Source organism: [Clostridium] symbiosum ATCC 14940 (assembly GCF_000466485.1).
Classification (GTDB): Bacteria; Bacillota; Clostridia; order Lachnospirales; family Lachnospiraceae; genus Otoolea; species Otoolea symbiosa.
Genome location: NZ_KE992945.1, coordinates 1 through 11465, shown reverse-complemented (window position 1 = coordinate 11465; position 11465 = coordinate 1). Strand labels below are relative to the sequence as shown.

At 49.4% G+C, this 11465-nt stretch carries 9 protein-coding genes, 2 pseudogenes, 1 riboswitch and 1 other annotated feature; of the genes and pseudogenes, 5 read left to right on the top strand and 6 right to left on the bottom strand.

From position 1 onward, the window contains the following. The first annotated feature begins 104 nt into the window (after window positions 1-104). Window positions 105-210, top strand: a riboswitch (TPP riboswitch). A gap of 113 nt (window positions 211-323) precedes the next feature. The 5 genes and pseudogenes from CLOSYM_RS13595 to CLOSYM_RS24090 all read left to right on the top strand — a co-directional run. Next, on the top strand, window positions 324-1079 hold the full coding sequence (locus CLOSYM_RS13595) for an ABC transporter permease (protein ID WP_021642543.1): 756 nt from the start codon (window positions 324-326) through the stop codon (window positions 1077-1079). 140 nt (window positions 1080-1219) lie between these two features. Beyond that, a complete protein-coding gene (locus CLOSYM_RS13590; protein WP_021642542.1) occupies window positions 1220-2320 on the top strand; it encodes an ABC transporter substrate-binding protein in 1101 nt (366 codons plus the stop codon). 17 nt (window positions 2321-2337) lie between these two features. Then, window positions 2338-3075, top strand: a complete 738-nt coding sequence (locus CLOSYM_RS13585) for an ABC transporter ATP-binding protein (RefSeq protein ID WP_021642541.1) — start codon at window positions 2338-2340, stop codon at window positions 3073-3075. 26 nt (window positions 3076-3101) lie between these two features. Continuing rightward, on the top strand, window positions 3102-3872 hold the full coding sequence (locus CLOSYM_RS13580) for a TatD family hydrolase (RefSeq protein ID WP_044902432.1): 771 nt from the start codon (window positions 3102-3104) through the stop codon (window positions 3870-3872). A 7-nt stretch (window positions 3873-3879) separates the two neighbouring features. Next, a pseudogene (locus CLOSYM_RS24090) lies at window positions 3880-3939 on the top strand (hypothetical protein); the annotation flags it as partial. Here the strand turns inward: CLOSYM_RS24090 and CLOSYM_RS24085 are convergent. The 6 genes and pseudogenes from CLOSYM_RS24085 to leuS all read right to left on the bottom strand — a co-directional run. Beyond that, a pseudogene (locus CLOSYM_RS24085) lies at window positions 3925-3981 on the bottom strand (hypothetical protein); the annotation flags it as partial. The pseudogenes CLOSYM_RS24090 and CLOSYM_RS24085 overlap by 15 nt on opposite strands. Before the next feature lie 62 nt (window positions 3982-4043). Beyond that, window positions 4044-5333 (bottom strand): serpin family protein, encoded by a 1290-nt coding sequence (locus CLOSYM_RS13575; RefSeq protein ID WP_021642538.1) that lies wholly within the window; start codon window positions 5331-5333, stop codon window positions 4044-4046. A 285-nt stretch (window positions 5334-5618) separates the two neighbouring features. Continuing rightward, window positions 5619-6425 carry a L,D-transpeptidase family protein gene (locus CLOSYM_RS13570; RefSeq protein ID WP_003507850.1) on the bottom strand — a complete coding sequence of 269 codons (807 nt, stop codon included), beginning with the start codon at window positions 6423-6425 and terminating at the stop codon, window positions 5619-5621. A gap of 36 nt (window positions 6426-6461) precedes the next feature. Next, window positions 6462-6938 (bottom strand): LURP-one-related/scramblase family protein, encoded by a 477-nt coding sequence (locus tag CLOSYM_RS13565; RefSeq protein ID WP_003507851.1) that lies wholly within the window; start codon window positions 6936-6938, stop codon window positions 6462-6464. Window positions 6939-6965: 27 nt separating this feature from the next. After that, complete coding sequence (locus CLOSYM_RS13560) at window positions 6966-8285, bottom strand: 4Fe-4S dicluster domain-containing protein (RefSeq protein ID WP_021642537.1); 1320 nt, start codon at window positions 8283-8285, stop codon at window positions 6966-6968. Window positions 8286-8571: 286 nt separating this feature from the next. Next, window positions 8572-10983 (bottom strand): leucine--tRNA ligase, encoded by a 2412-nt coding sequence (gene leuS, locus CLOSYM_RS13555; RefSeq protein ID WP_044902431.1) that lies wholly within the window; start codon window positions 10981-10983, stop codon window positions 8572-8574. A gap of 99 nt (window positions 10984-11082) precedes the next feature. After that, window positions 11083-11375 (bottom strand) — a binding site (T-box leader). Window positions 11376-11465 lie beyond the last annotated feature (90 nt).

Genomic DNA, 11465 nt, shown 5'->3' with positions numbered 1-11465 from the left:
AAACACCTCGCGGAATACATCATGTCTGAACTGTAACCACAGTCCGGTCCAAAATGACAAAAAGGATTGATTTCCTCCGACTTTCATGCTACAATCAGCTAGTAAAAAAGAAACAGGGGAGCTTGTAAACTGGCTGAGAGGAAATTGTTAATTTCGACCCTTTACCTGATTTGGATAATGCCAACGTAGGGACGTGAAATACTGAACCTTGATATCCCGCCATTATCCGGCGGGATTTTTGTTTATTTAACAGGCCACGCGGGAGTCATTCTTATCCTGTGAAATATACCTTTACTTTACCATTTAAAACGGGGGAGTCATTCATGAAAAAATACTGTCAAAATATAATACCGGCCCTTTTCATCATTATCCTGCTGCTGATTTGGGAAGCGGCCGTAGGATTTTTCCATATTCCTTTGTATGTGCTTCCATCACCGGTACAGGTAATCAGAACACTTTTTTCGGAACTCGGCACCTTGGGCGGCCATGCGGCAGTCACTGTCTCAGAGGCTCTGTCCGGTATTGTAATTTCCCTGATACTGGCTCTGCTTCTCGGCATCGTGATGGACTGTTTTCCCATCATCAAGCAGGGACTATACCCGGTTCTTGTGGTCACCCAGACGGTTCCCATGATCGTGCTGGCCCCAATCCTCATTATTTATATGGGTTTTGGGGTTGCCCCGAAAATTCTGACGGTTGTCCTGATGTGCTTTTTCCCAATCGCAGTCAGCTTCTCAGACGGGCTCGCCCAGGTGGATGAGGAGTATGTCCATCTGGTCCGCTCCTATGGGGCAGGCAGATGGAAAACATACCGCCTCGTTAAAATCCCGGCCGCCGTTCCCTCTCTGCTGTCCGGCCTGAAGGTTTCGGCCACCTACAGTATCAGCGGCGCTGTTGTCGGAGAGTGGATCGGCTCCCAGAAAGGACTGGGCTACTACCTGCTGAGAGTCAAAAACAGTTACATGCTGGACAAGGTATTCGCCTGTGTTCTGGTTATCATTTTCCTGAGCCTGTGTATGAACGGGCTTATCCGCCTCTACCAGCTTGCCGCCCTGCCCTACCTGCACACCAAAAATTAATATCACTATTCACGGACCTGCTGAAAAATGCAGTTTCACGCCGTGTAACCCGGGATTTTCGCGCAATATATGCACAAAAACACCTCGCGGGATACAGGCCATGAATAGTAATAATTAATATACAATTAAGGAGAATAATTATGAAAAAGAAAATGCTAGCAATCCTGTTGTCCACCGCTGTCCTTTCCGGCGCACTGACGGGCTGTTCCCGGTCTTCCAAAGCTCCGGAGTCAGCCGCCCAGCCAACTGCCGCCCCGTCCGCCGACGCAGCCGCCTCCGAAGAAACCGGAGCATCCGTGACAGATTCCCAGGGCGTTTTACCGGCAGAGGGGACAGACGGACCTGAAACCGTAACCGTCATTTTAGACTATGTGGCCAACACCAATCATACCGGCATGTTTGTAGCCCTGTATCAGGGATATTATGCCGAAGAAGGACTCGAAGTCAATATCATCGAACCTACGGAAGGAGCCACTGCAACTCTCGTGGCAGTCGGAAAAGGTGATTTCGGAATCAGCTATCAGGAAGATGTCACGATAGCCCGCACTTCGGCAGATCCCCTCCCAATTAAAGCAATCGCTGCCATCATCCAGCACAACACCTCCGGTTTCGCCACCTACGAGGGTAAAGGAATAAAATCCCCAAAAGATTTTGAGGGTAAAACGTACGCCGGATGGGGCGGCCCCGGAGAAGAAGCTGTTTTGAACGCCGTTATGACAAAGGATGGCGCAGACTTTTCAAAACTTAACATGGTGATATCCGACGGTTCCGGTTTTGAGGCATTAAAGGATAAGGCGGATATCATGTGGTTTTATGAGGCCTGGGATAATGTAAAATGCCAGATGAATGATTTTCCAATCGACTATATGCCGGTAAGGGAGCTTGACGAGCGTCTCGACTACTATACTCCTGTGATTATCGCCTCCGACGATACACTGAAAAACAAACCGGAATTGGTAAAAAAATTTCTTGCCGCAACAGAGAAAGGATATCAATACGCAATTGAAAATCCGGAGACAGGCGCTGCCATCCTCCAGAGATATGCTCCTGATTATCCTCTTGAGATGCTGGAAATATCACAGAACTATCTTGCCGATAAGTATATGGAGGATGCGGACAGATGGGGTGTTATGAAGGATGAGGTTTGGGACAGATATACGGAATTTATGATGGAATACGGGGTAATTAACAAGCTTATCCCTGCATCCGACTGCTATACGAACGAATTTCTTCCGGAATAAAGAAAGGACTGGAACCGATGATGAAGTTGGAAGTATCAGGATTATCGTTTTCATATGATAATAAGAAACTGTTTGAAAATCTGGATTTTTCTATTAAAGAAGGAGAATTTGTCAGCCTGCTGGGACCATCCGGCTGTGGAAAGTCCACAATCCTGAAGCTTCTGACCGGAGTCATCCAGGCTGAGACCGGACGGATTACGGTGGATGGGCAGCCTGTTACCGGACTGTCGGAGCATTTTGCTTATATGCCGCAGAATGATCTGCTGTTTCCCTGGAAGACTATCCTGGATAATGTCTGCCTCTACGGCCAGATCCATGGTTCCATGGAAGAAATGAGGCGGGAGGCATCTAAGAATTTCCCCGCATTTGGGCTGGAGGGATATGAAACGAAATATCCTTCCTCCCTATCCGGCGGGATGCGCCAGCGCGCCGCATTTCTGCGGACAGCCCTGTGTAAGGCCGACATCCTTCTTCTGGATGAGCCCTTCGGCGCTCTGGATGTTATAACAAGGGGCGATATGCAGGACTGGCTGATCAGTATGCGGGCCAGGCTGAACCGGACCGTACTCCTGGTCACCCATGATATGGATGAAGCGCTCTATCTCTCAGACAGGATTTTAATCCTGAACCAGGCTCCGGCCCATATCACCTGCGAAATTGAAATCCCGGACAGGGTTCGGAACAGAGACTGGCTCTATAACCAGGGCGCCCTGAGACAGAAAATCCATTCGGAAATCATGACCGGCCGGGTCTGAATCTAATGCACCGGAAAGGAAGAAAAATGACCTTATGTGATTCCCATGCCCATATCGGCAGCAGTAAAGAACTTGAAGAGCGCAGAATAAAAGGCGTCCGCTCCCTCCTGTGCGCAGGCAATCCAAGGGAAGCCGTAAAGCTCTACGGCCTGGCCTCCCGGCCGGAATATAAGAATATTATAATTCCCACCTACGGCCTTCATCCATGGTATGCCGGTCAGTATTCATTATCGGAAATGCTTTCTTATTTTTCAGAATGTCCCGTCATCGGTGAAATCGGAATGGACAGCGTCTGGTGCAACGTCCCTCTGGCTGTCCAGGAGAAGGTGTTTACCGAACAATTGGCCGTCGCAGCCCAACTGGACAAACCGGTTATTCTGCACACGAAGGGCCAGGAACAAAGGATTGCCTCCCTGATTGCAGGTTATCCGAATACCTACCTTGTCCACTGGTACTCCGACCCTGTTTTTCCAAAGTCTTTTCTGGAGCTTGACTGTTATTTTTCTATCGGCCCCGACGTCTGGTGGAATCCGGCCGTGAGAAATCTGGCTGCCGCCCTCCCTGCTGATCGGATCTTAATCGAGACGGACGGAATGGGCGCTGTCAAATGGGCATACGAAGAAGCTCCGGAAAACCTCCGCACTCATCCCGCAAAGGCGGCATCCCTCTCAGTCCCGGCATCCCTTTCCTTTACACTTCAGCAGATTGCAGAAATCAGGCAGGCTCTGCCGGAAGCTGTCGGGGAACAACTTAGGCAGAACTTTTTAAATTGTTTCCGCCTGTCTCCCAATCGCTAGAACATGTTTGATAATTGCTTTCTGCCAGCGGTACGTCACACTTTGTGGGAGATTTGGTCTGAATGAGTGCTGCGTAGTGGGCTACGGTAAGCGAATTTGGGCCAAATATGCCGCGTAGTGGGGCCTGCAGATGGCGGGAATGAATTTTTAAATACGCTCTGGTACTCTATCCTACGGATTATCACAGACTCCGATAAAAAGCCATACGCCGTTTTTCTCAATTCCATACAGGAACGGACGATCCAGTATCAGGTCCGCCCTTCCTTCAGGGAGCGCCGCTCCTGCGTAAGTAATATCGGTAAATGCCGATGCCTCCACCCCCTTTTCATCGATGGCAATATGGCCGTCCTGGGTGATGGAGGAGATATAAATCCCTTTATTATCTGTCATTCCTGAGAAATCTCCATCCTCGAAGATTCCGGTTATACCCAGCTTTATCATCACCTCTCTGATATCGGAATGTGTATCGGCCGTAAACTTGGGAACCTGGAAAACCACCTCGCCCATATGGCTTTCTCCGCCCTCCAGAACCTCCTTCAACCGGTCCGGCGTCTCAAAAAGTCTGTCCACCGGGACGCCCTCATCCGGCAGCACAAAAACCATAGAGCCGTTCTCCTTAAGGCCCAGACTGGAACTGACAAATCCGTCCCCATTTCTGTAATTATGGGAGCCGTATGTAGCGTTCATAAAATCTGTCTCCGCTGTGGTGCCGTCCGCCAGATGAAAATCGCCTTTCTTTGTGGCCGACTGATTAAACCGGTCGATCCATTCATCGTAAAAATAAACCGTATTCATAAGATGCATAAGCTGCTGGGCTTCAACCCTGATCTCCGGCACAATCGTCCCTTTTGTATTTTCCTTTACCCATTTCCCCATCTCTTTTCCGGTTTTTTCATCGGAGAAATCCACCGTATGCAGGGATGCATAATACCGGGCGGCTGCCGTCTTAGTAAATTCTTCCTTCAGGCTCATGCTTTGATCCACCCAAAGGGAGGTTGCCATCCGCATCTGGCTGATGGAACTGTCGCAATATAAAATCCGGTAGAGCCTCCCCGCATACTCAGCGGCGCTGTCGGGATCCTCCACTCCCAGAAACCGGTACAGCTCCCCGGCCGTTTCTCCCCGTGTTCCCGATGCCGCCAGCGACAAGGCGTAATAAAGGCTCGCCGGGGAGTAGACCAGATTTTCCTCCCGGCCGGCCAGAAGCTCTCTCGCCGTCGTGAATGTAAAGCCGGACTGACTCTCTATAAATGACTGTGGCACCTCGTTCTCGTCCTGATTTTTCCTCCACTTATCCCAATCCTTTTCCTGGTCTATCGATTCCGGATAGGATGGCAGGACCGTCTTTGCATCCGGCGCCAGGATTTCACTTTTGCCGCATCCTCCCAGAACCGCAGAGGATATCGCGAGCAGTATCAGGCCGCACAGGGCAGCCGTTTTGTTACATGTTCTTTTTTTCATAAAATACTCCTCCTCTTCCTCTTTTTATTATACCGGATTTTACCAGGGCTTTTTTTGCTTTTCTCTTACTCATTCTTAATTTTTACCTCTATAGATTCTTTAGGCAGGCCGCCAAATGACGAGATTTTCTGCCGAAGCAGTGCGATCCTCCTCGGAGCGGTTTTCATTTAACAGGAGAACTATCCTGTTAAATGAAAAAAATCCGAACAGCCGGTGCAGTACCTCCCCAATGGAATGGCCTGCATGGCTGCCGGATTTATATGCTTTACGCTGTCCCTTCTGCTTCTAATAGGAGGCCAGCTCTTTTTCATTCTGCACTACAATGATTTTCGTATTCTGATCAACGGACTGCACCAGCAGCTTCATATATTCTTCCGGAATACTGATGCAGCCGGATGTGCCTGTATTGTTAGCAGTCTTAGGGCAATGCAGGAATATGGCTGAGCCTTTTCCCGGAACATACGTATCATTATAGTTCAGAACCAGGGCGTAATTGTAATGCGGTGCCTGGCGTATCAGGTTCTCCGAAGAATTCCAGTCCTTCTGCACCTGGGATTCATTGACAAGGCGGTTATAGTACCTGCTGCCGCTGTCGTCCACAAAATGATCTCCGTTTACCACCTTGTGATAGGGGAGAATGCTGCCGGGATTGTCTTTCATCCCAAAGGCCATGGTAAATGAATAGATTCCGGACGGAGTCTTCTTATCTCCTTCCCGCTTATCGGCTGATATGCCGTTCATCCCGCTGACCGCCGGTACTGAAAAAGCCGGTATCAGCTTCCCTTCCTGATTTCTGACATACCATGTCAGCGTCCCCTGCGCGGGATCCGCCTCATTTCCCACAGCGACAATTAACTGGGATGCCTCTGCCGCTGCCTTCAATGTGTTGACATCACCGTTAAAAACGGTATTTCCGGCCGCCTCATCCGTCAACAGTCCAAGCCTCATCTGTTCACTCTCCCAGGCCGGACCGCGGGCCAAGGTACTCGCGGCTGCGGTCCGTACATTCACAGATGCAAGAAGAATCCCTGCCAGTAATGCAGTTCCGGCTCTGTTATATTTTTTCAGCTTTCTGCCAAATTTCTCTGCCATCTTATCAAATTCCTTTCTTCAGTCATTCTGTCTGCACTATCCGTTGCTGCAATTAGCCGCATCGATGGCGATAACAAGCATCAGTCCCAAAAGTTCGTCCTCCGGATTCTGGTAATCAAGTACATACGTATCCCCCCAGTGCAGGATTTCCTTCTCTATATGCATCACGGCGGAACATTCTTCGTATATATCGTAATTCCATCCCAGAAAATCCCCCTCTGCATACCAGCCGTTAAAATCTATCTCATATTTTGGACGAAACAGTGTGAAACGCTTTTCAATATGTCCCTTCGGCTCTCCGTCCAACTCTATTTCGAACCGTGGCATCAGGCTGAACAGCTTCTCCCTCACAGCGCCGACTTCTCTGTCCGTACGGCTGTCGTATACATGGATCTGATGGGTCAGTGACAGAAACTCCGCTTTGACAAAGTATTTCGGAGTTTCGTCCTCCCCATATACATCGTAAGTGTCGGTCCAGGAAAAGACTCTCTGTTTGATTAATAGTCTGGGCATCTGTCCCTCCCTTATCTTCTGCGTTAATTACTTCTGTTCTGCCTTCTGCTTCTCAATCTGGGCCGAAAGCAGCTTGTCCAGATAGATGGACTTAAATTGTCTGCTCGCCATGGCCTGCTTGATTGGCGGAAGTTTTAAAATTGTTCCGAAAACAGCAGCCAGAGCCCTGTGGTTGGCAAATGCCTCATTATCAAATATCAGGTTCTGCAGCGTTCCCTTTTCGATGGCCTGCAGGACAAAACGGTGGGTGCTGTTGACCGGGGTAATAATCTGTACCGGCCGTTTCTCAAGCCGGATTGCCGAGACCGGACAGTTTCTGACGCAGACGCCGCAGCCAAGACAGATATCTTTATCTACCACAGCTTTCCTCCTGCCTGTCTTCTCCCCTTCTCCGGACGGATTTTCTTCCTCCATCCTGATCGCCAGCACCGGACATACCTTGGCACATTTTCCGCAGCCGATGCAGGTTTCCATATTAACTGAAGGGATATAATTCGTTGTCGCCACCGGCTGCATCGGCGCGAAACGCCTTGCCGCCTGCAGGGCCTCGCAGCAGCAGCCGCAGCAGTTGCAGATAAAGGCCGGATATTCCCTTACATTCTCTCCAATCTGTACCAGATTGGCGCCGTAGGATCGCTCCAGTGCATCCATGGCTTCCTCCCTCGAGATCAGCCGCGCATGTCCCCCATGCTCAGCCAGGGAACGGGCAACATTGCCAAAGGTCAGACAGACGTCGAGAGGGGCGCCGGTCTCACATGGGTGGCCCGCATGAGCCGCTTTATGACGGCAGTAGCAGAGTCCCAGTCCGATATAGTCGGCTTCCTCCACAATGTGGCTGGCTCTCTCATAATCCAGGATATGGCTCATATTCTCATTACCGAGAACCGGTTCCTGGACGAATACACGTCCTAGCTTCGTCTCGGTTGCGTAGAAAAGATCCTTGACAAAGTCCTCTTCCACATTCATATACTGGTAGTAAAGTTCACTCAGATACTTCTGATCGATATCTCCCCTGGTCCGCATCAGCGCAAACTCAAAAAATCCGGCCATGGGCGGGGGGATGACAAATTTCCTGACTCCGTTATGCCAGGAGTCCACCAGCAGCGCTTTTTCACAGAGGTGATCGAGTACCTTCTCCGCTTTTGCCTCGGAGGTATTCCAGATATGCGCCGCTTTCTTTAAAGTAAATGGCCTCACCGGAAGCATGGCCATGACCTTTGCCTCTTTCTCGGTGAAAAGCACCTGTAGTATTTTATATAACGTATCTGATGCCGGAGCGCCCTGGGTAAACCAGTTGATCCGCTCCTCCAGGCTTTTGTAGGCATCTTTTGATGTGATATGCCCCATGTTCTGTCAGTCCTTTCCTGTTTCTTCATTTTTTATAATCATAGCACAAAGCGCTATTATTTTCCAATTACGATTTTCTTGCAATTGCCGGCTTTCTCACCGGGCCGGTTCACTGGCGAATCGTTTTCGCCACGGCAGCTTCTCCATTGCCCTTTCTCCCGTATTTTAGCATAGATTCAGTAAAAAATCTCGATTTCACGTTGAATTGCAAAAAAAGAGAGCCTCTCCCGGCACAAAATCAATTTAATTTCATGCCGGAAGCAATGCTCTTTTACTTTTATATATTTTATTTCATAACAATATTGACAATTCTGCCCGGAACGTAAATCTCTTTCACCACATTCCCGGTCAGCTTATCCTTCACCGCCTCTTTACCGGCTGCAATGGCGTCCTCTTTCGACACATCGGCAGGAAGTGTTACAACGGCTCTTGTCTTGCCGTTGATCTGAACGGCTATCTCTTTCTCATCGTCCTTCATCTTCTCCGGATCACATTCCGGCCACTCGGCATGGAATACACTGTCCGTGCCGCCCAGCGCCTGCCACAGCTCTTCACCGAGATGAGGTGCAAACGGAGCTAACAGAACCGTAAAGGTTCTCAGCGTCTCCCTGTCTATTCCGCCTTCTTTTTTAGCCAGATCGATCAGCTTATTGTTATACTCCATAAATCCGGAAATAACCGTATTCAGGCTGAACTGCTCAAATCTCTGTTCGATATCGAACACCAGCTTATGGCGGATCTTAATCATTTCCTTTGTTGCCTCGACCTCTTTGTCCTTATTATCCATAACCAGATTGTAGAAACGGTTCAGGAAACGGGATACGCCCTCGATCCCCCTGTCGTCCCACTCTGCATCCAGTTCCGGCGGTCCCACGAATAACTCGTAAAGACGCAGGGAATCACAGCCGTAATCGCGTACCAGATCATCCGGTGAAACCACATTGCCCTTGGACTTGCTCATCTTGATGCCGTTTTTGCCGGTAATCATACCCTGATTAAACAGCTTCTTGAACGGCTCGTCAAAATCAATGGCACCAATGTCACACAAAAATTTCGTATAGAAACGGGAGTAAAGAAGGTGAAGCACCGCATGCTCTACGCCGCCGATATACATATCAACCGGCAGATATTTATCTGCTTTCTCCCTGGAAACGAGTTCTTCATTATTCTTGCTGTCCACATAGCGGAGGAAATACCAGGAAGAACCGGCCCACTGGGGCATCGTATTCGTCTCTCTCTTAGCCGGAGCGCCGCAGCACGGACATGTTGTGTTAACCCACTCGTCAATACCTGCCAGCGGTGATTCACCCGTACCGGTCGGCTGGTAGCTCTCCACTTTCGGAAGTTCCAGAGGAAGCTGGTCTTCCGGAACCGGCACATTGCCGCAGTTCGGACAGTGGATGATCGGGATCGGCTCGCCCCAGTAACGCTGGCGGGAGAATACCCAGTCACGCAGCTTATAATTCACCGTCTTCTTGCCCAGGCCGCGCTCCTCAATCATAGCCGGAGCTTCCTGCTTGAGTACGGAGGACTCCATTCCGTTCCACTCGCCGGAATTAATCATGATTCCGCTGGCCTCAGTGTAAGCCTCCGTCATATCCTCGATTTCTTTTCCATCCTTGGCGATTACCTGGATAATCGGAATGTTGAATTTTTTAGCAAATTCAAAGTCACGGTCATCGTGAGCCGGTACGCACATGATTGCGCCCGTACCATAGTCGGCCAGTACATAGTCGGAGAGCCAGATCGGTGTCTTAGCCCCGTTTAACGGATTGACGGCATAAGAGCCTGTAAAGACGCCTGTCTTCTCCTTATCCTGAAGACGATCCACATTGGACTTCATAGACGCGTCGAAGATATATTTCTCCACTGCTTCCCTGGTCTCATCCGTTGCCAGGCTCTTTGCCAGGCTGTGCTCCGGCGCCAGCACCATGAAGGTGGCTCCGTAAAGCGTATCAGGCCTTGTCGTATATACCGTAATCTTTTCGTCTCTTCCTTCAACCGGGAAGTCTACTTCCGCACCGTAGGATTTTCCGATCCAGTCGGTCTGCATCTTTTTAACCTTCTCCGGCCAGTCCAGTTTGTCTAAATCATTTAAAAGGCGCTCCGCATAAGCCGTAATCTTAAGCATCCACTGGCGGAGATTCTTCTTGGTAACCGTGGTTCCGCAGCGCTCACAGCAGCCGTTAACCACTTCCTCATTGGCAAGACCTGTTTTACAGGACGGACACCAGTTAATTGGAAATTCCTTCTCATAGGCCAGTCCCTTTTTAAACATCTGGACGAAAATCCACTGGGTCCATTTATAGAAGCCGGGATCCGTGGTGTTAACCTCCATATCCCAGTCGTAGATTGCCGCAATCTCGCCAATCTGACGTTTGATATTCTTCACATTTTCTGCTGTGGAGATCGCCGGATGGACGCCCATCTTAATCGCATAGTTTTCCGCCGGAAGGCCGAATGCATCCCAGCCCATCGGATGAATCACGTATTTACCTTTTAATAACTGGTAACGGCTCCATACGTCTGAGATGACATATCCTCTCCAGTGTCCCACATGAAGTCCGCTTCCCGACGGATAAGGGAACATATCAAGACAATAGTATTTCTCCTTTTTTCCGTCATTTACATTGATCGGGTTCTTTTCCCAATTGCTGCGCCATTTCTTCTCAATGGCGGTATGATTGTACTGTGACATCTTCTTCCTCCTGAATTGATTTAATTTCCCATAAAATATCAAGAGCGCAGGAAATCGCATTTTCCGATAAATTAAAAAGCCTGCGCCTCTATATGTTTCCATAGAGACGCAGGCATATATTCTATACTGCGCGGTACCACTCTATTTCATACCGTGTATGCTCTTATCCCCGGATGAGGGCATGAGACGTTCGGTATGCTCTTTCAGCTCCCATAACGGGGGATTCCGGCTCTGCCTACACAAGAACAGATATACTTTCAAAAATACATCCGGTCTTCTCTTCAACAGGCTGCTCCAAGGCGAGTTCAACTGACAGATTCATAACCGCCTCGCACCCTCCGGCGGCTCTCTGATATGACTTTCAGCCTACTATTCCTCTTCTCTGCATTTATGCTAATGATTAATTTATCATAATCACCGGCGGATGTCAACCCTCAACCAGTCTGGGGATAGCGTCAATTTACTTTCGGATCAAATGGTAT